General features: G+C 69.4%; 24 protein-coding genes. 11 read left to right on the top strand and 13 right to left on the bottom strand.

Features of this window, described 5'->3' with window-relative positions; all coding sequences use genetic code 11:
- Positions 1-11: 11 nt before the first annotated feature.
- From ASE78_RS05520 to ASE78_RS05495, 6 genes are all read left to right on the top strand, one after another.
- Entirely contained in the window at positions 12-1220 is a 1209-nt protein-coding gene (locus ASE78_RS05520) for a hydrolase (protein ID WP_056494308.1), read from the top strand.
- Positions 1217-2227 carry an arginine N-succinyltransferase gene (locus tag ASE78_RS05515; RefSeq protein ID WP_056494305.1) on the top strand — a complete coding sequence of 337 codons (1011 nt, stop codon included), beginning with the start codon at positions 1217-1219 and terminating at the stop codon, positions 2225-2227. Before ASE78_RS05520 ends, ASE78_RS05515 begins: the two co-directional genes overlap by 4 nt.
- Position 2228: 1 nt before the next feature.
- Positions 2229-3485: an N-succinylarginine dihydrolase gene (locus ASE78_RS05510; RefSeq protein WP_056494303.1), complete on the top strand. Its 1257-nt coding sequence runs from the start codon at positions 2229-2231 to the stop codon at positions 3483-3485.
- Positions 3486-3551: 66 nt separating this feature from the next.
- Entirely contained in the window at positions 3552-3773 is a 222-nt protein-coding gene (locus ASE78_RS05505) for a hypothetical protein (protein ID WP_055755839.1), read from the top strand.
- Between the two features lie 9 nt (positions 3774-3782).
- Complete coding sequence (locus tag ASE78_RS05500) at positions 3783-4580, top strand: TrmH family RNA methyltransferase (protein WP_056494301.1); 798 nt, start codon at positions 3783-3785, stop codon at positions 4578-4580.
- A 31-nt stretch (positions 4581-4611) separates the two neighbouring features.
- Positions 4612-5541, top strand: a complete 930-nt coding sequence (locus ASE78_RS05495; protein WP_056494299.1) for an arginase family protein — start codon at positions 4612-4614, stop codon at positions 5539-5541.
- A gap of 139 nt (positions 5542-5680) precedes the next feature.
- Here the strand turns inward: ASE78_RS05495 and ASE78_RS05490 are convergent, their stop codons facing one another.
- From ASE78_RS05490 to recR, 3 genes are all read right to left on the bottom strand, one after another.
- Positions 5681-7075, bottom strand: coding sequence for a DNA recombination protein RmuC (locus ASE78_RS05490; RefSeq protein ID WP_056494297.1), 1395 nt, complete (start codon positions 7073-7075; stop codon positions 5681-5683).
- A gap of 194 nt (positions 7076-7269) precedes the next feature.
- Positions 7270-7794, bottom strand: coding sequence for a peptide deformylase (def, locus tag ASE78_RS05485; protein WP_056494294.1), 525 nt, complete (start codon positions 7792-7794; stop codon positions 7270-7272).
- Between the two features lie 31 nt (positions 7795-7825).
- A complete protein-coding gene (recR, locus tag ASE78_RS05480; RefSeq protein ID WP_055755829.1) occupies positions 7826-8422 on the bottom strand; it encodes a recombination mediator RecR in 597 nt (198 codons plus the stop codon).
- Positions 8423-8476: 54 nt separating this feature from the next.
- Here recR and fmt point away from each other — a divergent pair, with 54 nt between their 5' ends.
- Together fmt and truA are read left to right on the top strand one after the other, a co-directional pair.
- Complete coding sequence (gene fmt, locus ASE78_RS05475; RefSeq protein ID WP_056494291.1) at positions 8477-9388, top strand: methionyl-tRNA formyltransferase; 912 nt, start codon at positions 8477-8479, stop codon at positions 9386-9388.
- Complete coding sequence (gene truA, locus ASE78_RS05470) at positions 9385-10128, top strand: tRNA pseudouridine(38-40) synthase TruA (protein WP_056494289.1); 744 nt, start codon at positions 9385-9387, stop codon at positions 10126-10128. The genes fmt and truA overlap by 4 nt, the downstream gene beginning before the upstream one ends.
- On the opposite strand, the gene ASE78_RS05465 is transcribed toward truA, so the two are convergent.
- From ASE78_RS05465 to ASE78_RS05430, 8 genes are all read right to left on the bottom strand, one after another.
- Positions 10103-11332: a class I SAM-dependent RNA methyltransferase gene (locus tag ASE78_RS05465; RefSeq protein WP_056494285.1), complete on the bottom strand. Its 1230-nt coding sequence runs from the start codon at positions 11330-11332 to the stop codon at positions 10103-10105. The genes truA and ASE78_RS05465 overlap by 26 nt on opposite strands.
- Positions 11323-12720 (bottom strand): NAD(P)H-hydrate dehydratase, encoded by a 1398-nt coding sequence (locus tag ASE78_RS05460; RefSeq protein ID WP_321163085.1) that lies wholly within the window; start codon positions 12718-12720, stop codon positions 11323-11325. The genes ASE78_RS05465 and ASE78_RS05460 overlap by 10 nt, the downstream gene beginning before the upstream one ends.
- Positions 12717-13118 carry a hypothetical protein gene (locus tag ASE78_RS05455; RefSeq protein WP_235514885.1) on the bottom strand — a complete coding sequence of 134 codons (402 nt, stop codon included), beginning with the start codon at positions 13116-13118 and terminating at the stop codon, positions 12717-12719. The genes ASE78_RS05460 and ASE78_RS05455 overlap by 4 nt, the downstream gene beginning before the upstream one ends.
- Positions 13099-14820, bottom strand: a complete 1722-nt coding sequence (gene ilvD / locus ASE78_RS05450; RefSeq protein WP_056494283.1) for a dihydroxy-acid dehydratase — start codon at positions 14818-14820, stop codon at positions 13099-13101. Before ilvD ends, ASE78_RS05455 begins: the two co-directional genes overlap by 20 nt.
- Before the next feature lie 10 nt (positions 14821-14830).
- Positions 14831-15556, bottom strand: coding sequence for an N-formylglutamate amidohydrolase (locus tag ASE78_RS05445; protein WP_056494281.1), 726 nt, complete (start codon positions 15554-15556; stop codon positions 14831-14833).
- 157 nt (positions 15557-15713) lie between these two features.
- Positions 15714-16541 (bottom strand): 4-(cytidine 5'-diphospho)-2-C-methyl-D-erythritol kinase, encoded by an 828-nt coding sequence (locus tag ASE78_RS05440; protein ID WP_056494278.1) that lies wholly within the window; start codon positions 16539-16541, stop codon positions 15714-15716.
- A gap of 14 nt (positions 16542-16555) precedes the next feature.
- The gene (locus ASE78_RS05435; protein ID WP_056494275.1) at positions 16556-18139 is read right to left on the bottom strand and encodes a tetratricopeptide repeat protein; all 1584 of its coding nucleotides are present in this window, start codon (positions 18137-18139) and stop codon (positions 16556-16558) included.
- Between the two features lies 1 nt (position 18140).
- Positions 18141-19802 carry an electron transfer flavoprotein-ubiquinone oxidoreductase gene (locus ASE78_RS05430; protein WP_056494272.1) on the bottom strand — a complete coding sequence of 554 codons (1662 nt, stop codon included), beginning with the start codon at positions 19800-19802 and terminating at the stop codon, positions 18141-18143.
- Between the two features lie 122 nt (positions 19803-19924).
- On the opposite strand from ASE78_RS05430, the gene ASE78_RS05425 reads away from it, so the two are divergent.
- From ASE78_RS05425 to moaB, 3 genes are read left to right on the top strand one after another with little or no spacing between them, the layout of a single operon-like run.
- On the top strand, positions 19925-20647 hold the full coding sequence (locus tag ASE78_RS05425) for a uracil-DNA glycosylase family protein (protein WP_056494269.1): 723 nt from the start codon (positions 19925-19927) through the stop codon (positions 20645-20647).
- A gap of 29 nt (positions 20648-20676) precedes the next feature.
- Positions 20677-22419: a lytic transglycosylase domain-containing protein gene (locus ASE78_RS05420; protein ID WP_056495218.1), complete on the top strand. Its 1743-nt coding sequence runs from the start codon at positions 20677-20679 to the stop codon at positions 22417-22419.
- Positions 22409-22936: a molybdenum cofactor biosynthesis protein B gene (moaB, locus tag ASE78_RS05415; protein WP_056494266.1), complete on the top strand. Its 528-nt coding sequence runs from the start codon at positions 22409-22411 to the stop codon at positions 22934-22936. The genes ASE78_RS05420 and moaB overlap by 11 nt, the downstream gene beginning before the upstream one ends.
- 144 nt (positions 22937-23080) lie before the next feature.
- Here moaB and ASE78_RS05410 read toward each other — a convergent pair whose 3' ends face one another.
- Positions 23081-23563, bottom strand: coding sequence for a YbjN domain-containing protein (locus tag ASE78_RS05410; RefSeq protein ID WP_056494263.1), 483 nt, complete (start codon positions 23561-23563; stop codon positions 23081-23083).
- 51 nt (positions 23564-23614) lie between these two features.
- Positions 23615-23947: a VOC family protein gene (locus ASE78_RS05405; RefSeq protein ID WP_056494260.1), complete on the bottom strand. Its 333-nt coding sequence runs from the start codon at positions 23945-23947 to the stop codon at positions 23615-23617.
- Between the last annotated feature and the right edge of the window lie 148 nt (positions 23948-24095).

Below are 24095 nucleotides of genomic sequence, written 5' to 3'. Positions count from 1 at the left end.
ACCCCTCTCCCATGGAGAGAGTATCGTCTGACGAACGGCGGCTGATCGAGCATATCGACGGGCCTGCGATGCTGCGATCGGTCGAACGCTGGGTCGCGGTGAACAGCGGGACGCGCAACCTGCCGGGCCTTGCGAGGATGGCTGGATTGCTGGCCGATGCCTTCGCGGTCCTGCCCGGCGAACTGACGCTGGTCGACCCCGCCCCGGTCGATGCGGTCGAGCCGGACGGGCGGGTGCGGGCGATCGACCATGGCCGCCACCTGCTGCTGCGCGTCCGCCCGCAGGCGGCGTGCCGGATGCTGTTCACCGGCCATATGGACACGGTGTATGGCGTCGATCATCCGTTTCAGGAGGCGCGCTACCGTGAACCCGGCGTGCTGAACGGCCCCGGCGCGGCGGACATGAAGGGCGGACTGGCGGTGCTGCTCGCCGCGCTGGGCGCGATTGAGCGGGGCGGGCCGACGGCGGACTTCGGCTATGACGTGGTCATCAATTCCGACGAGGAAACCGGGTCGTTCGCCTCCGCCGCGCTGATCGAGGCCCATGCGGCGGGCAAGGTCGCCGCCTTCACCTATGAACCGGCGCTGCCCGACGGGACGCTGGCCGGCGCGCGCGGCGGCACCGGCAATTTCTCGCTGACCGTCACCGGGCGCAGCGCGCATGCCGGGCGCAACCCGGAGGAAGGCCGCAACGCGGTGGTCGCCGCCGCCGATCTCGCGCTGCGGCTGGCGGCGGAAGGTGGACCGGGGCTGGCGGTCAATCCCGCGCGGATCGATGGCGGCGGGCCAAACAACGTCGTGCCCGACCATGCGGTGCTGCGCGTCAACTTCCGACCCAAGGCCGCCGCCGACATTGCCCGCGCCGACGCGGCGATCGACCGCATCATCGCCGGGGTTGCCGAGGCGCGCGACGTCGCCATTTCCCGCCACGGCAGCTTCAACCGCCCGCCCAAACCGATCGATGCCGCAGCGGTGAAGCTGTTCGCGCTGGTGCAGGCGACCGGTAGCGACCTTGGCATCCCGATCCAATGGCGGGACACCGGCGGGGTGTGCGACGGCAACAACATCGCCGCGCAAGGGGTGGCGGTGATCGACACCATGGGGGTGCGCGGCGGCGCGATCCATTCGCCGGACGAATATATGATCGTCGACAGCTTGGCCGAACGTGCCGCGCTGTCGGCGGTCGCCATATCGCGCATCGCGCGCAAGGGGGGCCTGTGACGTTCCGCATCCGCGCCGCGCGCGAAGACGATCTGAAATATCTCTACGAGATGGCCAAGCTGACCGGTGGCGGCTTCACCAACCTGCCGCCCGATCGCAACGCGCTGATCGCCAAGCTGGAACGCAGTACGCTCGCCTTCGCGCATGACGAGGACGAACCGCGCGACGAGGCGTTCGTGCTGGTGCTGGAGAATATCGACACCGGCGAGGTGCGCGGCACGTCGCAGATCTTCACCAAGGTCGGCCAGCGCTGGCCGTTCTATTCCTATCGCGTCGCCACGCTGACCAAGCACAGCGAGGCGCTGGGGCGGACGTTCCGTGCCGAAATCCTCAACCTCGTCAACGATCTGGAGGGGTCGAGCGAGGTCGGCGGGCTGTTCCTCCATCCCGGTGAGCGCGCCGGCGGGCTGGGGCTGCTGCTCGCCCGCTCGCGCTATCTGTTCATCGCCCGGCACCGCGCGCGCTTCGCCGACCGGGTGCTGGCGGAACTGCGCGGGATCATTGACGAGGCGGGGGGATCGCCGTTCTGGGATGGGGTCGCCGGGCGGTTCTTCGGCATGAGCTTTCAGGATGCCGACCAGTTCAACGCGATCCACGGTAACCAGTTCATCGCCGACCTGATGCCGCGCCACCCGGTCTATATCGCGATGCTGCCGGAAGCAGCGCGCTGCGTCGTCGGCCTGCCCCACCCGACCGGGCGCGCGGCGATGCGGATGCTGGAGAACGAAGGCTTCGCCTATGAGAAATACGTCGACATCTTCGACGGCGGCCCGTCGATGACCGCGCGGACCGACCAGATCGCTACGGTGCGCGACCGGCGCGAGGGCAAGGTCGTGGAGGTCGCGGGCGGCGGCGCGCCATCGATCCTGTCGACCGGGCGGCTGGGCGACTTCCGTGCCTGTCTGGGCGAGGTGACGCTGCGCGGCGACGGCATCGCGATCGACCCGCAAGCCGCCCGCGCGCTCGGCGTCGACATTGGCGCGACCCTGCATCATGTGGAGCGCTGAGATGCTGAGCGAGATCAGTTTCGACGGCATCATCGGGCCGAGCCACAATTACGCGGGGCTGAGCCACGGCAATCTCGCCGCGACCCGCAACGCGGGCGCGGTTTCGCGGCCGCGCGCCGCCGCGTTGCAGGGGGTGGCGAAGATGCGCGCCAACCTCGCGCTGGGGCTGACGCAGGGCATATTGCTGCCGCATGCCCGGCCCGACCGGCGCTGGCTGGAAGCGCTGTCGATCGATTATGCCGATGCCGCGCCGGAGTTGCAGGCGCAGGCGCTGTCGGCGTCGGCGATGTGGGCGGCCAATGCCGCGACCGTCTCGCCCGCGCCCGATTGCGGCGACGGGCGCTGCCACCTGTCGGTCGCCAATCTGGTGACGATGCCGCATCGCAGCCATGAATGGCCGCAGACGCTGGCGCAACTGCGCACCGCCTTCGCCGATCCGGCGTTCGCAGTCCACAGCCCGGTCCCCGCACCGTTCGGCGACGAGGGCGCAGCCAATCACATGCGGCTGTGCTACGCCCACGATGCGCCGGGCGTCGAGGTGTTCGTCTATGGCGTCGGCGGCGGTCCGTTCCCCGCGCGGCAGCACCGTGTCGCCAGCGAGGCGACGGCGCGGACCCACCGGCTCGATCCCGCCCGCACATTGTTCGTCCGCCAGTCCGATGCGGCGATCGCCGCCGGCGCGTTTCACAACGATGTCGTCGCGGTCGCCAACGAGCGCGTGCTGTTCGCGCACGAGCAGGCGTTCGAGGACCGCAACGGTTTTTTCGCCGACCTGCGCGCGGCGATGCCGTCGGTCGAGATCGTCGAGGTGCCTGCCGCGCGCGTCTCGCTGGAAGACGCCATCGCCTCCTATCTGTTCAACGCGCAACTGGTGACGCTGCCCGGCGGCGGGGGCATGGCGCTGGTCCTGCCCGCCGAGGCGCGCGAGACGCCGTCGGTCTGGGCATGGCTGACCGAACTAGTCGCGGGCAACGGGCCGATCCGGCGGCTTGAGGTCGTCGATGTGCGCGAATCGATGGCCAATGGCGGCGGCCCCGCCTGCCTGCGGCTGCGCGTCGTCGCCGATCCGGCGAACATCGATCCGCGCTTTATGGTCGACGAGGCGAAGCTCGACCGGATCGCGGCGGTCATCGAGGCATACTGGCCCGAACGCATCGCGCCGGGCGACATCGGCGATCCGGCGCTGATCGAAAGGATCGAGGCAGCGCGGATCGCGCTGTACGAAGCACTCGACCTTGTCGGGTTAATTGACATTTAACCATGTTGCCGACCGTCGAAATGGCGGGTATCTGCGGATGGTACAGGATTTGCAGAGGGGTGAATCATGCTCGACCGCCTCAAAAGCCTGTTCACCATCAAGTCCAAGTTCGAGGCGTTCCTCGTCATCTATGGCCTTGCGGTCGGCGCGGTCGAACGTGGGCTGCATTATGTCCAGCTCTATCCCGGCATCGGCGGCTGGCTGTTGTTCGCGGTGTGCCCGATCGCGGTGTTCATGGCCGGCGCGCGCATTCTCGATTCGATCGACGCGGAACAGGCTTTGCGCTAACCGGCGCGCATGCCGCGTGAAATCACTGCCTATTCCAATCCGATCGTCAAGGCCGCCCGCCTGCTGCGCGAGAAGCGCCACCGCCGTGAACAGCGCCGGTTTCTGGCGGAGGGCCTACGCATCCTCACCGAAGCGCGCGAGACCGGCTGGCTCCCCGCCGAACTCTTCTACGCCAGCGACGAGAAGCATCCGCTGCTCGAAACGCTGATCGAGGAAACCGAGGCGGCGGGCGGAATCGCCATCGCCACCACCGTCGACATCCTCTCCAAGCTGTCGGGCAAGGACAATCCGGGGGCGGTCGTCGGTGTGTACGACGAATTCTCGACCGCCCTGACCGCGATCGACCGGCGCAACGCCTCGCTGTGGCTGGTGGCCGAACGGCTGCGCGATCCGGGCAACCTCGGCACCATCCTGCGCACGGCGGATGCGACCGGGGCGGGCGGGCTGATCCTGATCGACGAGTGCGTCGATCCATTCTCGGTCGAGGCGGTGCGCGCCAGCATGGGTGCGATCTTCACCGTCGCGGTGGCGCGGGCCGACTGGGCGACCTTCCGCGACTGGCTGCGCGCCGGCCCGGGAATGCTGGTGGGGTTGAGCCTCGATACCGACCACGACTATCGCGCGGCGAGCTATGGCGACCCCACCTTCCTGCTGACCGGCAACGAGGCGCAGGGGATGCCGCCGCACATGGCCGCCGAATGCGACCTGCTGGTCAAGCTGCCGATGCTGGGCCGCGCCGACAGCCTGAACGCGGCGGTGGCCACGGCGGTGATGGCCTATACCGTGCTGGGACAGCATCGCCCCTGAACCTTTGAGCAAGCGGTGCATTGCATGCGCCATGACCCGCCCGACCTTCGCCGCCCTGCCCGCCGCCGACCTCGACACGCTGGACCGCCCCAGCGTCGTGGTGTTCGGCGCGAGCGAGGCGACCCCGTACAACAGCGCCGACCCCAGCCATTCAGCCGACGCCCCGGCGGCGATCCGCAGCGCATCACTGGGCTTCGCGCGGCAATTGTCGCAGATCGATTTCGATCTGGGCTTCACCCCCTTCCCCGACCCGGACGATTTTCGCCGCACCTGCGACGCGGGCGATGTCGCGACGACGCCCGAGGATGCGGCCGGCAACCGCGAGCGCATCACCGCCGCGACCCGCGCCGTGCTGACGGCGGGCGGGGTGCCGATCGTGCTGGGTGGCGATGATTCGGTGCCGATCCCGGTCGCCGCCGGCTTCGCCGATGCCGGACCGCTGACCGTCGTGCAGATCGACGCGCATGTCGACTGGGGCGATGTGATCCTGAACGAGCCGAACGGCTATGGCTCGCCGATGCGGCGGCTGGCCGAGATGGATCATGTGACGGGCATGGTGCAGATCGGCATCCGCGGGCTGGGCAGCGGCGGCGCGTGGCAGATCGACGATGCGCGGGCATGGGGCAGCCGGATCGTCACCGCCTATGACCTGATCCGCCACGGTATCGACGCGGCGATCGACCAGGTGCCGGCGGGCGGGCGCTATCTGGTGTCGATCGATTGCGACGGGATCGACCCGGCGGCGTTTCCGGCGGTGGCGATGCCGACACCGGGCGGGTTGCGTTATGAGGAGGTCGTGCTGCTGCTGCGCGCGCTGGCCGAACGCGGCACGATCGCCGGGCTGGTGCTGGCCGAATATGTCCCTGCGCGCGACGATCCGCAGCGGCTGTGCGCACTGATGGCGGCACGGATCGCGGCGGTGACGATCGGGCTGGTGCTGGGCGCGGCGGAAGAAGGGTGACGCCGGTCACATCTCGCCTCCCCTCCCTGACAAGGGAGNGGCCCCGGCCCGCGAGGGAAGGTTGCTCTGCCACAACCACCCAACCCACCCCCGACCCCTCCCTTCTCAGGGAGGGGAGGATGGGCGCGGCATAGCGGCCCTACTCCGCCCTTGCCTCTTCCGCCTCGGCGATCGCCACCGCCAGCTTGGTGAGCGGACGCGGCGATTGTTCGACGATCGGCAGCGGGTCGATCGACTTGCCGCCGGTATCGACGTTCAGCGTCTCGAACCGCTTGGCCGAGGTCATCACCTGCGATTCGAGGCTGCCGACGAAAGCGTTGTAGGCGGTGTTCGCCCCTTCGAGATTCTTGCCGAGCCGTGCGATATGCTCACCCATCTTGGCGAGGCGGGCGTGTAGTTCGCGCCCCAACTGCCCGATCTGTCGCGCCTCGCCCGCCAGATTCTCCTGCCGCCACACCGCCGCGACGGTACGGGCGATCGCGATCAGGTTGGTCGGCGTGGCGATCAGCACGCGGCGGTCGAACGCATAGTCCCACAGGTCCGGCGCATGCTCCAGCGCGGCGGCGAGGAAATGCTCGCCGGGCACGAACATCACGACATAGTCGGGCGTATCCTCGAACTGCGCCTGATAGCTCTTGGCGCCGAGCGCGTTCACATGGTTCTTCATCGACGCGACATGCGCGGTCATGAACGCGGCGCGCTCGCCCTCGTCGACCGCGCCATGCGCGTCCTGATAGGCGTTCAGGGACACCTTGGCGTCGATGACGAGGCTCTTGCCGCCGGGCACCTTGACGATCGCATCGGGGCGCAGCCGGCCTTCGCCGTGGTCGACCGACACTTCCATCTGGAAATCGGTATGTTCGGCCAGCCCGCACGTTTCCAGTACGTTGCGCAGTTGCTGTTCGCCCCAGCGCCCCCGCGCCTTGGGGGCGGAGCGCAGCGCGTTGACCAGCTTGGCCGCCTCGCTCTTGACCGATTCTTGGCCGATGCGCATCGCATCCATCAGGCCCTTCAGCGTGCCATAGGCTTCCTGCCGCTCGCCCTCGACCTTGCCGATGCTTGCCTCATAGCGTTTCAGCGTCGCCTCGACAGGGGCCAGCAGCGCCTTCAGCTTCATCTCGTTGGTGTCGCCGGCCTGCGCGAAGCGTTCGTTGGCGCGGGTCAGGAAGGCGCGCTGCGCGCCGTCGAGCATCACCTGCGCCGTCTCGCGGAACTGCGCCGCCATCGCTTCGCGCGCATCCTTGAATTCGGTCAGCCGCTGTTCGAACGCGGCGGCATTGGCTTTCAGCGCGGCATGGTCGATCAGCAGCGCGTCGCGATCGGCGCGGATCTCGCCCAGTTCCTCGCGCAGTGCCGGCACTTCCTTCGCCCGCTCGCTGGCCAGCGCCAGATCGGCGATCGCCGCCTTGAAATCATTCTCGCGCCGGTCGCGATCCTCGCGCAGTTGCTGTGCCTGTCGGCTGCCCGCCAGCCAGCCGATGGCAAGCCCGGCCAGCAGGACGGCAACGACGACGAGCAACAATACGGGGTCCATGCGATACTCCGGGTGGAACGGACGGGGAACCTACCCGCCCTCCTTCCTACCGACAAGGTGACGGGAGTTCGGTTCGTCGCTTCGAGCGCACTTACCCACGGCGTCATCCCGGTGAAGGCTGGGGTCTTTTGCCGTTGAAGTACCGTGCTTTCGCCGGGGTGACGTCAATGGTCAATGACGCAGATGAACCGGCGTTACGCCGCCTTGCGCGCCTTGTTCAGCTTCTTGATGACCATGTCGCGTTTCAGCCGCGACAGGTGATCGATGAACAGCACGCCGTTCAGATGGTCCATCTCGTGCTGGAGGCACGTCGCCATCAGCCCGTCGAGCCACTCGTCATGCGCGTCGCCGTTCTGGTCGGTCCACGTCACGCGGCACCGTTCGGGGCGGACGACATCGGCGAACTGTTCGGGGATCGACAGACAGCCTTCCTGATAGACCGACTGTTCCTCCGACGTCTCGACGATCTCGGGGTTCACGAACGCATGGGGGGCCTTGACCGGCTTGCCCTCCTCGTCCTGCTCTTCCTGCAGGTCGATCACCAGTACGCGCCACGGCACCGCGACCTGGATCGCCGCCAAACCGATGCCCGGCGCGTCGTACATCGTCTCGAACATGTCGGCGATGAGCGTCTTGACCTCGTCGGTCAGCCCCTCGACGGGTTCGGAAACGAGGCGGAGGCGGGGATCGGGAATCTCGATGATCGGAAGAATAGCCATAGCGCTCTAGCTACTAGCATATCCCCGGCCGTCAAGCGACCGGACGGCGCGCGCGCAGCGCCTGCGCCAGCGTCCCTTCGTCGAGATAATCGAGTTCGCCACCGACCGGCAGGCCGTGGGCGAGCTGGGTCAGGCGCACCGGATATTTCTCGATCCGCTCGGCGATGTAATGTGCCGTCGTCTGTCCCTCCAGCGTGGCGTTCATCGCCAGCACGACCTCGTCGATGCCGCCGGCCGCGACCCGCGCAACCAGCGCGTCGATCGACAGGTCGTCGGGGCGCACGCCTTCCAGCGCCGACAGCCGTCCGCCCAACACATGGAAGCGACCGGGGAACAACCGCGAGCGATCGAGCGCCCACAGATCGGCGACCTCCTCGACGACGCACAGCGACCGGTCGTCGCGCCGGGGATCGGTGCAGACCGCGCACGGATCGGTCGTGTCGACGTTGCCACAGGTCGAACAGGTCGCCAGCCGCCGCGCCACCCGGTCGAGCGCGACCAGCAGCGGATCGAGCGCCGTCTCGCGCTTCTTGACCAGATGCAGCACCGCGCGCCGCGCCGAACGGGGACCGAGCCCGGGAAGCCGGGACAGCGCCTGGGTCAGCGCATCGATTTCGGGAGAAGCCATCGCTCCCAAGATAGGGGGTTGCAACCCCGAGCGCCACGGTGTCGAGAGGCGGTCATGCGGATCATCTTCATGGGCACGCCCGAGTTTGCGGTGCCGGTTTTTCAGGCGCTGGTCGATGCCGGCCATACTGTCGTCGCGGCCTATAGCCAGCCACCGCGCCGTGCCGGGCGGGGCAAGGCGCTGACCCCCTCGCCGGTCCAGCGGCTCGCCGAGCAGTTGGGCGTCGCGGTGCGGACCCCGGTCAGCCTGAAAGGAGCGGACGAACAGGCGGCGTTTGCGGCGCTGAACGCCGATGTCGCGGTGGTCGCCGCCTACGGTCTGTTGTTGCCGCGCGTGGTGCTCGACGCGCCGAGGCTCGGCTGTCTCAACGTCCATGGCTCGCTGCTGCCGCGCTGGCGCGGGGCCGCGCCGATCCAGCGCGCGATCCTTGCCGGCGACGAGGAAACCGGGGTCGGCATCATGCAGATGGCGGCCGGGATGGATACCGGGCCGGTCCGGCTGGAGGGTCGCACCCCGGTTGCCGGCAAGACCGCCGGCGATCTGGCAGACGAACTGAGCGCGATGGGCGCGCGGCTGATGCTGGAGGTGCTGGCCGATCCCGATCGCTATCCCCCGGTGGAACAGGCGAGCGAGGGGATGACCCATGCGCCGAAGATCGACAAGGCCGAAGCGCGGCTGCGCTTCGACGGCAGCGCGGTGCAGGTCGAGCGGCAAGTGCGTGCGTTCAACCCCGCCCCCGGCGCGTTTCTCGAGGTGAACGGCGAGCGGATCAAGGTGCTCTCCGCCCATGCCGATCCCGACACCGCCGGGGCGGAACCCGGCACCGTCGTTGGCGGCGCGCTGGAGATCGCCTGTGCGCAAGGCGTGCTGATCCCGACCGTGGTCCAGCGCGCGGGGCGCAGCGCGACCTCGGCCGAAGAGATGCTGCGCGGCTTTCCGATCCCGGCGGGCACGCGCATCGCATGACCCGTTTCGCGATGGTCGTTGAATATGACGGCCGCCCCTTCGTCGGCTGGCAACGGCAGAGCGAAGGCGCCAGCGTGCAGGGCGCGATCGAACGGGCGCTGCGCCAAATCACCGGCGAGGACGCGACCGTCCATGCCGCCGGGCGTACCGACGCCGGGGTCCACGCCACCGCGATGCGCGCGCACACCGATGTCGCCAAGGCGATCGCACCGTTCCGGCTGATGGAGGCGCTGAACGCCTGCCTCCGGCCCGATCCGGTCGCGATCCTCGATTGCCGGGTGGTCGCCGACGACTGGCACGCGCGCTTCTCGTGTATGCGTCGGTCCTATGTCTATCGCATCGTCAACCGTCGCGCACCGTTGACCCACACCCACGGCCTCGCATGGCGGGTGCCGCAGCCGATCGACATGGCGGCGATGGCGGCAGGCGCGCAGCGGCTGGTCGGGCGGCACGACTTCACCACCTTCCGCTCGGCGCATTGCCAGGCGGACAGTCCGCTGCGCACGCTCGACCGGCTGGCGGTGACCCAGGACGGCGACACGATCAGCATCCACGCCGCCGCGCGCTCGTTCCTGCATCATCAAGTGCGATCGATGGTCGGCTGCCTCGCGCTGGTCGGGCAGGGTCGCCGCACCCCCGACGACCTCGCCGCGATCCTTGCCGCGCGCGACCGTTCGGCGCTGTGGCTGAACGCGCCGCCCGACGGGCTGTTCTTTACCGGCGCGGACTATCCGGGGTGACATCGTCGCGCACGAACCGCGCGACCAGCTCGACATGCGTCGACCAGCGGAACTGGCCGACCGGCTGCACCCAGTCGAGCTGGTAGCCGCCTTCGCACAACATTTTCGCATCACGCGCGAAGCTGCTGGGATTGCAGGAGATATAGGCGATGACCGGCGTCTTTGCCTGCGCCAGCGTCGTCGCCTGCTCGCGCGCGCCGGCGCGCGGCGGATCGAGGATGATCGCATCGAACCGCTCGGCCTCCGCCGGGGTCAGCGGGCGGCGGAACAGGTCGCGGTGGTCGGCGGCGACCACCCGTCCGGCGCGCCCGGCAGCGGCCTTGAGCGCCATGATCGCCTCACGCCCCGCCTCGCCGGCATAGACCCGCGTCCGCGCCGGCCGGGTGAAGGTGAACGTGCCGAGCCCGGCGAACAGATCGGCGACGATCGCCGCGCTGCCAATCGCCGCGTCGACCGCCGCGACCAGCGCCGCCTCGCCGTCCGCCGTCGCTTGCAGGAAACTGCCCGCCGGGAACGGCACGGGCACGCCGCCCAGCGTGATCGTCACCGGCTCGGGCTCCCAGCGTGCCTCCGCGCCATAGCCGTCGTCGATCGACAGCCGTGCCAGCCCATGGCTCTGCGCGAACCGCGTCAGCCCCTCGGCCGCCGCCAGCCCATCGGCGATCGGCCCGGCGATCAACACATCGACCCCCTGATCGACCTGCGCCAGATGCACGTCGGCGCGCGACCGGTCCTTCAGCGCCGTCGCCAGCAACGTGCGCAGCGGCGCGACGACCGCGAACAGCGACGGCAACAGGATATGGCATTCGGCAAGGTCGATGATCCGGTGGCTGGCACCCTCGCTGAACCCCAGCGTCACCTGCCGCCCGCGCCGTTCGGCGTGAAGCGTCGCCCGCCGCCGGGTGCGCGGCGGCGACAGCAGCGCGGGACGGACGGTGGCGGACAGCCCCTGTCCCGTCAGCGCGCCCTGCACCCGTTCGGTCACGAATGTGGCTTCGGATTCAGCATCGAGGTGCTGCAACTGGCATCCGCCGCAGCCCGGAAAATGGCGGCACGGCGGCACCTGCCGATGCGGGCCGGCGATCAGCGTGCCGTCGCCGAGCAAGCGGTCGCCGGGCGCGGCCAGCGGCGCGTGGCGGCCATCGGCGGTCACCCCGTCGCCCTTCGCCGCGACGCGGACGATCACGTCGCCGTCTAGCGACATTCGGAAATCGCCGCCGGCAGATGGTCGATCAGCGCATCGGCGACGAACGCCGGCCCGGCGAGGCGCGCGGCACGGCCATGCAGCCACACCGCCTGTTCGGCCGCCGCCGCCTGCCCCGGCCGCAGTCGCGCGGCGAGGATACCGGCGAGCACGTCGCCCGTTCCCGCCGTCGACAGCCACGACGACGCACCCGCCGCGACGACGGCTCGGCCATCAGGCGTAGCGATCACGGTGTCGGGTCCCTTGTGGACGATCGTCGCCCGTGCCGCCTTGGCAGCAGCTATCGTCATTTCGAGCTTGTTGCCCGATCGTTCTGGAAACATACGCGAAAACTCTCCGGCATGCGGTGTCAGCCATGTCGGCCCGCGTCGCTGCACGATCCGGCCGACCCCGTCGCTGCCCAGCAGCGACAGCGCATCGCCGTCAAGCACCAGCGGCGCGCTACTCGCCATCGCCGCATCGATCAACCGCCATGCCGCCGCATCGCGACCCAGCCCCGGCCCGACGAGCAGCGCCGCCAGCCGATCGTCACCCACCAGTTCGGCCAGCGCCGCGTCGCTGTCCACCGGGCGATGGACCAGTGCATCGGGTTCGCCCGGCATCCCTTCACCGGCAAGGACGACATAGCCCGCCCCGCCCGACAAGGCCGCCCGCGCCGCCAGTCGCGCGGCCCCCGGCATCGCCCCGCCCAGCACGGCGACCAGCCCGCGACGATATTTATGCGCGTCGGCTTGTGGCGCGGCGATGACCGGCCGGGCGATGGTGCGGATCGCGTCGGGCAGGTCGATGCCAAGATCGGCCAGCACCACCGTCCCGCACCGCGCCAGATCGGCGCTGTGAACCGGCTTGAGCGCACCGAGCGCCACCGTGACGTCGGCGCGCGCCGCGCCGGACAGGTCCTGCCGCGCATCGGCGTCGCACCCGCTCGGCACGTCGATCGCCACGACCGTTTCGGCCGCCACGATCAGCGCGGCGAGCGGCGCGGCGACCTCCGCTACCAGCGGCCGGTTCAGCCCGGTGCCGAACAAGCCATCGACCACCACCGCGCCCGGCGGCGCCTCGGCCAGCGGCGTCGTGCGACCGCGCCAGCGTGCCCGCATCTGCGCCGCGCTGCCCTCGCCGCTGCCGGGCAGCGCCGCGACGGTAACGTCATGGCCCCATTGATGCAACAGCCGGGCAACGACAAAGGCATCGCCGCCATTGTTCCCCGGCCCCGCCAGCACCAGTACTTCGCGCCCCATCGCCACGCGCTGCACCATCTGCGCCACCGCAAGACCGGCGCGCTCCATCAGATCGTCCTGATCGACCCCGGCGGCAAAGGCGGCCGCCTCGGCGTCGCGCATCGCCGCCGCCGACAGGATCGGCGCGGCGGATGGCAGGCGGTTCACCGTTTCGCCACCGGTCCGACCGTGGCGGGCAGGCGATAGCGCGCGCCGCCGATCGCGACCTCGATCCGGTCCTTGCCCAATATGGCGACCTTCGCCGCTTCCGATCCGTCCGCCGCCACCACGCCGCGACCGTCGCGGGTGATGAGCAGGCGGTGGAATGCCCCGTCGCGCTGGTGGACGGTCAGCATCGTACCCTCCGCCGACGCGGTCTGTTCGATCGTGCAGTCCCGCGCGAACGGCGCATCGGCACCGGGGGAACATTCGATCAGCCCGCTTTCCTCGGCCGCCGCGCGTTGTTCGGCCTCGACATTGGCCAGCACGCCGGTGTCGGCCGTACCGCCGCCGCACCCGCCAAGCAGCAGGGCGACGGCAAGACCGTTAAATATCCGCATAGACATGACGTTCGGCCTTCGCCCCCGGGTGCGTCACCGCCCCCTGCCAGGCGGGACCGACCGTCGTCGAATAGCGCCAGAGCGCCCCCGATTGATAGTCGTTGACGCGCGGTTGCCAGCGCGAGCGCCGCTCCGCCAGCACATCGGGCGCGACGTCGAGGTCGATCGTCCCCGCCTCGGCGTCGATGGTGATGATGTCGCCATCCTCGACCAGCGCGATCGGTCCGCCTTCTGCCGCTTCCGGTCCGACATGGCCGATACAGAAGCCGCGCGTCGCGCCCGAGAAGCGCCCGTCGGTGATGAGCGCTACGCTCTCGCCCATGCCGAGGCCATAGAGCGCGGCGGTGGTCGACAGCATCTCACGCATGCCAGGGCCACCCTTCGGCCCTTCGTAGCGGATCACCAGCACGCTGCCTTCGGTGATGCTGCGCGCCTCGACGGCGGCAAAGGCATCCTCCTCGCAATCGAACACGCGCGCGGTGCCGGTGAACTGCAACCGCTTCATCCCCGCGACCTTCACGATCGCGCCGTTCGGGGCCAACGTGCCGCGCAAGCCGACGACGCCACCGGTCGGCGACAGCGGCGTCTTCACGTCGTAGATCACCTTTTGATCGGGGTTCCACGTCACTTCGTCGATGTTCTCGCCCAGCGTCTTGCCGGTAACGGTCATGCAGTTGCCGTCGAGCAGGTCGTTGGTCAGCATCGTCTTCATGAGCATGTAGACGCCGCCGGCCTCGTACATATCCTTGGCGACATATTTGCCGCCGGGCTTGAGGTCCGCGACGTAGGGCGTTGATTTAAAAGCCTCGGCCACGTCGAACAGGTCGAAATCGATCCCCGCCTCGCTCGCCATCGCCGGCAGGTGCAGCGCCGCGTTGGTCGAGCCGCCGGTCGCCGCCACCACGCGCGCGGCGTTGATGAAGGCGGCGCGCGTCGCGATGTCGCGCGGGCGCAGGTTGAGGCGGACCAGCTCCATCACCTGTTTGCCCGCCGCGACCGCGATTTCTTCGCGGCTGCGATAGGGGGCGGGGGTCATGTTCGAATTGGGCAGCGACAGGCCGATCGCCTCGCCGACGCAGGCCATGGTGTTGGCGGTGAACTGTCCACCGCAGGCACCGTGGCCCGGACAGGCAACCTTTTCGAGCGCGGTCAGATCGTGTAGCGGACACGTGCCGGCCGCATAGCGCCCCACCGCCTCGAACACGTCGACGACGGTCACATCGCGATCCTCGAACCGGCCGGGCAGGATCGACCCGCCATAGACGAAGATCGACGGCACGTTGAGGCGCAGCATCGCCATCATCATGCCCGGCAGCGACTTGTCGCACCCGGCGAAGCCGACCAGCGCGTCATAGCAATGGCCGCGCACCGACAGTTCGACCGAATCGGCGATCACCTCGCGGCTGACCAGCGAGGATTTCATCCCCTGATGGCCCATCGCGATGCCGTCGGTCACGGTGATGGTGTTGAAGCGGCGCGGCATGCCGCCGCCCGCGACCACGCCGGCACGCGCGGCATCGGCCTGGAAATCGAGCGTCGTGTTGCATGGCGCGCTGTCGTTGCCGGCGGAGGCAAGCGCGACGAACGGCTTGGCAATATCCTCTTCGGCGATGCCCATCGCGTAATAATAGGAGCGATGCGGCGCGCGTTCGGGGCCGACGGACACATGGCGGCTCGGCAGCCGCGACTTGTCGAAGTTCTGGGTCATGGGCGACAGCCTATGTCGCCAAGCCCCCTTCGAGCGCAAGAGAATTACGTACCCGCGCGACCATCCGCGCGAGCAGATCGCACCAGCGCGCCACCCCGGCGGCGTCGGCGATCAGGTCGTTGCGCACCTCGACCGAGAGCGAGGCGATGCCCTGCGCCACGGCATGGCGGTTGAGCGTCGCGTTCAGCCGCCGGCCGGAATAGGGTTCGTTGTCGCCGGTGACGATGGCCTGCTCACGCAGGAAGGCCAGCGCCGGCCGCGCCGCGCGATCGTCGCGGCCATAAAGGATGCCGGCTTCCCACGGCCGCGGGCCGCCGCCGGTTTCGAGGCGCGGCGTGAAGCTGTGAATCGCGACGATCAGGCGCGGCCGGTCGCGACGCACCGCCGCGCGGATCACACGATGATAGGGCGCATGGAACCGGGCGATGTGATCGACCCGGTCGGCACCGACGTTGCCCGGAATCGCATGGCCATCGGACACCACCGGGATCAGCCCGGGATGATCGCTCTCGCGGTGGAGATCGATGACGAGGCGCGAGACGGTGCCGAGGATCGCCGGCGCGTCCAGCCGTTCGGCCAGCGCGCGGGTCAGCGCGTCGGTGCCGAGATCGACCCCGACGTGCAGCGTGAGCAGGTGCGGCGGAATGGCGATACCGTCGGGCACGCCGGCCCCGGCATGGTCGGCCAGCAGCAACAGGCTGCGGTCGCCGCCATCGATCGTCGCGGCGACCGTCATGCGCCGTGCCCGACAGGGCGGACGGCGTCTGACGAGGCCGTCCACGGACGTCCCGCTCCTGGCGTCTGATCCGCATGGAAATCCCAGCAAGGATCGGGCCAGATGCCTTGCCCTGCGGGGCGACGCGGGGGCCGTCCCGTATCGATACAGATCGCTGTCACGCGAGTGCCGTTTCGAGACACCACCAGCCCGGCTGCGCACTAGCAACCGCGATGGCGGCAGCCCGGCAGTCGGCAGCATCGGCGAACAGCGCGAAGCACGTCGCCCCCGATCCCGACATCCGCGCCAGCGTGACCCCCGGCTGCGCCTCCAGCAGCGCCAGCACCGCATCGATCGCCGGGGCCAGCGCCCGCGCCGGCGCTTCGAGGTCGTTGCGCCCGGCCAGCGCGATCGTCAGCACATCGCCCTGCTCCAGCGCTCCGCGATCCATCCGGTCCCAGCCGGCGAACACCGCCGCCGTCGACACCGCGACGCCGGGGTTCACCAGCAGCACCGGCCAATGCGGTGCCTCGATCGGCTCCAGCCGCTCACCGCGTCCGCGCCCGATCATCGTCCGCCCGACCAGACAGGCCGGCACGTCGGAGCCGAGCGCGGCGGCGATGGTCATCAGCCGGGGATCGTCCGCCGCCACGCCCGCCCCACGCGCCATCGCCCGCAGCGTCGCGGCGGCATCGGCCGATCCGCCACCAATGCCCGAGGCGACCGGCAGATGCTTGTCGAGCGTAATCGCAAAAGGGCGACCCTCGCCGAACACCGCGCGAAACGCATCGCGCGCGCGGGTGACGAGATTATCGCCTTCCCCCGCCAGCCCCGCGCCGAACGGCCCGGTGATCGCGAACGAATCGACGTCGGCGGGGGCGATCGTCACTTGGTCGCCATCGGTCACGAACGCGAACAGCGTTTCCAGCTCGTGATAGCCATCGTCGCGCCGGGCGCGGACGTGCAGGGCGAGGTTCAGCTTGGCGGGGGCCGGTTCGACGATCATCGTCCCCGCGCTTGCTACGAAGCCGGGCCGTTCGCAACCTTGTTCGCCAGCCGCCCGGCGTCCGCCTCGCTCGCCGATACCGCCGCCGCGCGCCACGCATAGCGTGCTTCGTAGCGTCGCCCGGCCGCCCAATACAGGTCGCCGAGATGCTCGTTGATCTCGACATCGTCGGGGGCCTGCCGCGCCGCGCCCTCGATCAGCGGCAGCGCGCCCGCCAGATCGCCCTGCCGGAACTTCGCCCAGCCGAGCGAATCGGCGATCGCCGGGTCCTTGGGCGACAGGGCATGCGCGCGCTCCAGCATTGCGGTTGCCTTGCGCACGTCGCCGCCATGTTCGATGTCGGCATAGCCCAGATAGTTGAGCGCCGCCGGCTCGTCGGGCCCCAGTTCGACCGCGCGCGCCAGCATCGGCCGCGCCGCCGCCCAGTCGCCCGCCTGATCGAGCGCCGCGCCGCGTTGCAGGTACAGCGTCCATTCCGCCCCCGCCCCGGCGCGCTCGATCGTCGCGGCATAGGCCGCCGCTGCCTCGCGTGGCTGGCCGGTGTCGAGCAGCAGGTCGGCATATTGCCGCTGCGCCGCGATATTGGTGGGCTGGGTCGTCGCCTGCACCCGCGCAAGTTGCGTCGCCGCCGCCGTGTCGCCGCCACGTTGCAGCAACGCGATGCGCAGCGCCACCGCGCTGGGGTTGAACACATCGTCGGGCGGGATCACCGACAGTTCGGCCAGCGCCGCCCTGCTCGCCCCTTCGCGCGCCAGCGAATCCGCCAGCGCGAGGCGCGCGCGGTGATAGCCCGGATCGAGCACCAGCGCGGCGCGCGCCAGCAGGATCGCCAGCGGCTCGGTCCCCTCCGCCGACAAGTCGCCCGCCATCCGTGCATAGAGCCGCGAAACGCCGAAGCGCGCATCGCCCTTCTCGCCCCGCCCGATCGTCGCGGCGGCGCGCGCCAGCACCGGATCGTTACCCGCCAGCAACGCCCGCGCCGCATCGCGCTCCCCGGCATTGGCCAGCAGTTGCGCGGCGTTGAACCGCAGGTCGAGGTTGCGGCCGTCGCTGCCGAGCAAGGCGCGCACCGCCGCCGCGCCCTGTGTCACCGTCCGCCGGTCGGCCAGCAGCAGCAGCGCGCGGTTTTCGGCGCCATAGCGCCGCGCGATCGCCCCGCCGCTCGCCTCGGCCTCCGCCGGCGTCGCCGCGCCGGTCCATGCCGCCATCATGGGGGCGAGGAACGCGATCGGCGTCCCCTGCAACCGCGCCAGCGCCGCGCGCTGTCCGGCGGCATCACGCGCGACCAGCGCATCGGCGAAGGCGAGCAGTTCGATGTCGGCCGGCGCGACATCGGCGGCGCGCAGCACCGCGCCCGCCCGCCGCGCCAGCGGCAGGTCGCCGCTCGCCAGCCCCTCGCGCAGCGCGCGCACCGCGATGACCGGATCGCCCGGCTGCGCGGCGAGCGCGGCGGCATAGCCTGCCGCCGCCACGCCGACCTGTCCGGCATCGTCCGCCGCACGGGCGCGGACATAGGCGGACAGTGCGCCGTCGGCGTTGCCGCGCGGCACATCGGCATAGGCCGGCACCGCCGCGAGTGCGGCGGCGATCAGCGCCAAGCTACATGTTCGGATAATTCGGTCCTCCGCCGCCTTCCGGCACGACCCAGTTGATGTTCTGCGTCGGGTCCTTGATGTCGCACGTCTTGCAATGGACGCAGTTCTGCGCGTTGATGACGAACTTCGGCTGATCGGTGTCCGCCCCCACGATTTCGTAAACCCCCGCCGGGCAATAACGTTGCGCCGGTTCGTCATACAGCGGCAGGTCGTATTCGACCGGCACGTTGGGGTCCTTCAGCGTCAGGTGGACCGGCTGGTCCTCCTCGTGGTTGGTGTTCGACAGGAACACCGACGACAACCGGTCGAAGCTCAGCACGCCATCGGCCTTCGGATAGACCGGGGCGCTCACCTGATCCTTGCGCCACAGGCTTTCGTGATCGGGATGATGGCCGAGCGTGAACGGCATCCGCAGGCCCCAATGTTCCGCCCACATCGTCGCATTGGCGACTCCCGATCCGACGAAATCGCCGAACTTCTTCACCAGCGGCACGACGTTGCGCACCTTGCGCAGTTCCTCATACACCCAGCTCGCCTCATAGGCGGCGGTGTACGCGGTCAGCTCGTCGCCCGAGCGGCCGTCGCGGATCGCGGCGAACGCGGCCTCGGCGGCCATCATGCCGCTCTTCATCGCGGTATGGATGCCCTTGATCCGCGGCACGTTCAGAAACCCCGCCGAACACCCGATCAGCACCCCGCCGGGATAGGTGAGCTTGGGCACCGACTGCCACCCGCCGTCGTTGATCGCCCGTGCGCCATAGGACACGCGCTTGCCGCCCTTCAGGATCGCGGCGATGGCGGGGTGGGTCTTCCACCGCTGCATCTCGTGGAATGGCGAGAGGTGCGGATTGGCATAGTTGAGCCATGTCACCAGCCCGAGTGCCACCTGCCCGTTCGCCTGATGATACAGGAACCCGCCGCCATTGGTGCCGCGCGTTTCGCTGAGCGGCCAGCCCTGCGTATGGATCACCCGGCCGGCCATATGGTTCTCCGCCGGAATGTCCCACAATTCCTTGATGCCCAGACCGTACACCTGCGGCTGGCTGTCCTTCGCCAGATCAAAGCTGCGGATGATCTGCTTCGACAGGTGCCCACGCACCCCCTCGGCCAGAAACAGATATTTGGCGTGGAGTTCGAGCCCCGGCTGCCAGTCGGGCTTGCGCGTCCCGTCGCGCGCCACGCCCATGTCGCCGGTCGCGACGCCCTTCACCGATCCGTCGTCGTGATAGAGGATTTCGGCGGCCGCGAAGCCGGGGAAGATCTCGACGCCCAGCCCCTCGGCCTGTTCCGCCAGCCAGCGGGTCAGGTTGCCGAGCGATCCGGTATAGGTGCCCTTGTTCTGCATGAACGGCGGCAGGATGCGGTGCGACACCTCGCTGCTGTCCTGCTCGGTCAGCAGCCAGTGATGGTTTTCGGTGACGGGCACCTCGGCCATCGGGCAGCCCTGTGTCCGCCAGTCGGGCAACAGCTCGTCGAGCGCGCGCGGATCGAACACCGCGCCCGACAGGATGTGCGCGCCGACCTCCGATCCCTTTTCCAGCACGCAGACCGCGATTTCCTCGCCGGTTTCCGCTGCCACCTGTTTCAGCCGGATCGCGGCGGCAAGGCCGGCCGGCCCCGCGCCGACGATCACGACGTCATAGGGCATCGATTCCCGTTCGTTCATCTCTCTCATGTCCTCTCGGGCGGCCCCGCGCCGACCCCTGTCGTCGCGCCGCTGCAACGGCTTGTCCTTGTACCCGATTTGGGCAGATTGACGGGGAGGTCAAGGACCGCCTTAACGGCGCGATGGGGGCGGACCAGCATATCGATTGGCATGAAGCGGCGGCGAGCACCCTCGAATGGTGGCGCGACGCGGGCGTCGACGTACTGGTCGAGGACGATCCGCGCGACTGGTTCGCGGCCCCCCGGCCGGCCGCGACCCCCGCCGCCGTCGCGGCGACCGCGCTCGCCGCGCCCGACCTGCCGCCCGACACGCTCGACGCCTTTCTGGCGTGGCGCGGCGGCGACAACGCGCCCGAAGCGGCGTGGAACGCGGCCGTAGTGCCGCTCGCCATCGCGCCGGGGGTGCCGCTGCTGATCGTCACCGATCTGCCCGAGGAAAGCGATACGTCCGAATCGGGCTGGATGACCGGCCCGGTCGGCACGTTGCTCGACCGGATGCTGATCGCGATCGGCCAGTCTCGCGCGAGCGTCGCCATCGTCGGCGTTGCGCTCGCCCGGCCGCTGTCGGGGCGCATTCCGCTCAACGCGCTCGATACGCTCGACGACCTCACCCGCCGCCTCGTCACCCTCGCCCAGCCGCAGCAATTGCTGCTGTTCGGGCGCGAGGCGTGCCATGCCGTGCTCGGCCCCGACGGGCGGCGCGGTGGTTTACGCGATCTTAACCATGGCGGAATATCCTGCCCGACTGTCGCCACCCTTCATCCGCGGTTCCTGCTCGACCGACCGCAATATAAGGGTGAGGTGTGGCGCGACCTGCAGTTGCTTATCAGGGAAACCGACACGTGAAGCTTGCTCCCTTCGTGTTCGCGGCGCTGATGCTGCCCGCCCTGTCGACCCCCGCGCGGGCCGACGACGACGCGCCCCGACGCGGATCCGCCGTCGCCGCCGCCGAACCGCGCATCCCGCCGCAACTAAGCCCGGAGGATCGCGAGGCGTATCGCGCGGTCTTCGCCGCGATCCGCTCCGGCGCATGGGCCGATGCGCAATTGCGGCTGAACGCGATGAAGCCCGGGCCGCTCCACGCCGTCGCCCGCGCCGAACTGTTCATGGCCAAGGGTTCGCCGAAGGTTGAACTGCCGCAACTGATGGCGCTGCTCACGCAAGCCCCCGATCTGCCGCAGGCCCCCGACCTCGCCCGTCTGGCGAAGGTGCGCGGCGCCGACACCCTTCCCGATCTTCCCGCGCAGCAGCGCCTGATCTGGTTCGATGCCGCCCCGGTGCGCGTTCGCGCCCGCGCGGTGCGCAGCGATACCGCCGCCGCGCAGTTGCTGGAGGCGATGAAACCCTATGTGAAGGCCGACGACGGCGCCGCCGCCGAAGCGCTGATCGCCACCCGCGCCGCCGACCTCACCCCCGAAGCCCTCACCGAAATGCAGGGCCGTGTCGCGTGGATCTATTTCGTCGGCGGCGACGATGCCAACGCCCGCCGCCTGTCGGCCATCGCCCAGCGTGGGCAAGGCGACTGGGCGGCGCAGGCCGACTGGACGCAGGGGCTGGCGGCATGGCGGCAGCAGGATTGCGCCGCCGCGCAGAACGCCTTCGCCAGCGTTGCGCAGCGCGCCGCCGACACCGAACTGCGCTCGGCCGGGCTCTATTGGGCGACGCGCGCCGACATCGCCTGCGGCCGGCCCGATCTGGTGCAGGCCCGGTTGCAGACCGCCGCGCAATATGGCGAAACCTATTACGGGCTGCTCTCGCGTCAGGCGCTGGGGCTGATCGAGGGGCGCGGTGAGAAGGCCGCCCCCGTTACCGCCGACTGGCGCGCGCTCGAACGCCGCCCCAACGTCAAGGTCGCGGCGGCGCTGGTCGAGGTCGGCGAGGATGCGCTGGCCGACCGGGTGCTGCGCCATCAGGCGCGGATCGGCGGCGCCGACGATTATGCCGCGCTCACTCGCCTGTCGGGCAACCTGAACCTCCCCGCAACGCAACTGTGGCTGTCGCACAACGGCCCGCAGGGCGCACGTCCGCTGGCCGAAGCACGCTATCCCGCGCCCGACTGGACGCCCGAGGGCGGCTGGCGCGTCGACAAGGCACTGGTGTTCGCTCACACGTTGCAGGAATCGCGCTTCGATGCCGACGTCGTCAGCCCGGCGGGGGCCAAGGGGCTGATGCAGGTCCGTCCCGGCGCGCTCGCCGACTATGCCCGTGCCCACGGCCTGACGCTCGACAAGGCGTCGCTGGCCAAACCGCAGATCAACATGGCGGTCGGCCAAGGCTATCTGGAGCAGTTGCGCGACCGGCCGTTCACCGGCGGGCTGTTGCCCAAGGTCATCGCCGCCTACAACGCCGGGCCGACCCCGGTCGAGGCATGGAACCTGCAATCGCGCGACGGTGGCGATCCGCTGCTCTACATCGAATCGATCCCCTATTGGGAAACGCGCGGCTATGTGATGACGGTGCTGCGCAACTACTGGATGTACGAGAAACAGGCGGGCAAGCCCTCGGCCAGCCGCTCGGCGCTGGCGCAGGGGATGTGGCCGAAATTCCCGGGTCTCCCCGGTGCCGCCGCCGTCCGCGTCGTCGCCAACCGCGCGACCCGGGTGGCCGATGCCAATTGACGAAAGCCGGGCGTTCGTTCCCGTCCGCATCGCCGTCCTGACCGTCTCCGACACGCGCGGACTGGCGGAGGATCGCTCGGGCGACACGCTCGTCGCACGGATCGGGGGCGCGGGCCATGTCCTCGCCGACCGGGCGATCGTCCGCGACGATGTCGAGACGATCGTGGCACGGCTCCATGCGTGGATCGACGATCCGGCGGTCGACTGTATCATCACCACCGGCGGCACCGGCGTCACCGGCCGCGACGTGACCCCCGAAGCGGTCGAGGCGGTCGCGACCAAGCTGATCTCCGGCTTCGGCGAACTCTTCCGCTGGCAAAGTTACGCCAAGATCGGCACCTCGACCATCCAGTCGCGCGCCACCGCCTGCGTCGCGCGCGGCACCTATATCTTCGCGCTTCCGGGCTCCACCGGCGCGGTCAAGGACGGCTGGGACGGCATCCTCGCCGAACAGCTCGACATCCGTCATCGCCCCTGCAACTTCGTCGAACTGATGCCGCGCCTGCTGGAACGGTAGAATCTTATCCACCTGATCAAAAGCGTCGCCCCAGCGAAGGCTGGGGGCCTCAAGCGGCTCCTGCTGCGTGCTACGACGAAGAGATCCCAGCTTTCGCTGGGCTGACGCCTGTTGCGAGGTGGAAGGATCAAATTTCAAGGTCGCCTATTTACCCGCAACCTTGCCCTTCGCCGCCTCGCGCTTCTCTTTCAGGAACGTCGCGAACATGCCGTCCATGTCGCTATACCACTGGACGACCTCGGCGAACTGCGCCTGGCTCATGCCGCCGACCACCGTCGCGTCGAGAAACTGGCGCATGTCGCCGTCAGAATCGACCGCGACCTTCAGGAAGCGCCGCTTGGCGTTCCATTCGTTGGCGACCGCCGGGGTGAAGATCGGCTCCTTCTTGTACCATGACGAAAACTGCATCGACTTGCAGTCCTTCAATCCGTCACATTCATAGAAGTCGATGGTGAACGGGTCGCCGTTGGTCGCGCTTTCGATGAAGGGTTCGCCCGCCTTGTTGAGCTTCAACTGCGCCTTATAGCCCGCCGCCTGCAACGCGCTCACCACATTGCCCGGCTGGCGCAGGTCGGCCGCCCCCGCCGCCTGCACGCCCAGCACCAGCGCCATCATCGTCCCGATCATGCCAATCCCCCGGGTTGTTCGCTACAACCTATCGCAGTGATCGGCCCGCTGTCACGCCTCTGCCACCATCGCCGCCAGCACATGGCCGTCGGGATCGCGGAAGTGGAACCGCCGCCCGCCGGGAAAGGCGAAGATGGGCTGCACCACCACGCCGCCCGCCGCCTCGACCGCCGCCAGCGTCGCCTCCAGATCGTCGACCTCGATCACCGGCAGCAGCGTGGTGAGCGCCGTGTCGGCGTCCAGCCCGACGTCGGTATCGCCGCTGGTCGTCGCGGCGTAATCCGGCCCGAAATCGGTGAACGACCAGCCCAGCGCCGCCGCATAAAAGTCCTTGGCCGCCCCCGTCGCCGCGACCGGCAGTTCCAGATAGTTCAACCGCGCCATACCACCTGCCCCGTTCTTGCTTCGTTCCATACAAACCGATACGCTCGCGCAATGCAAGCCCAAAGGCCCAGCCGGCTCCAGCGTGTCGTTCATCCGCCATACGGAACCGTTGCCCTATCGCAACGTATTCGAGGGAAACGAACCAACG

The sequence above is a fragment of the Sphingomonas sp. Leaf25 genome (assembly GCF_001421635.1).
Taxonomy (GTDB): Bacteria; Pseudomonadota; Alphaproteobacteria; order Sphingomonadales; family Sphingomonadaceae; genus Sphingomonas.
The sequence above is the reverse complement of the archived record's forward strand: the minus strand, read 5'-3'. Positions and strand labels throughout refer to the sequence as shown.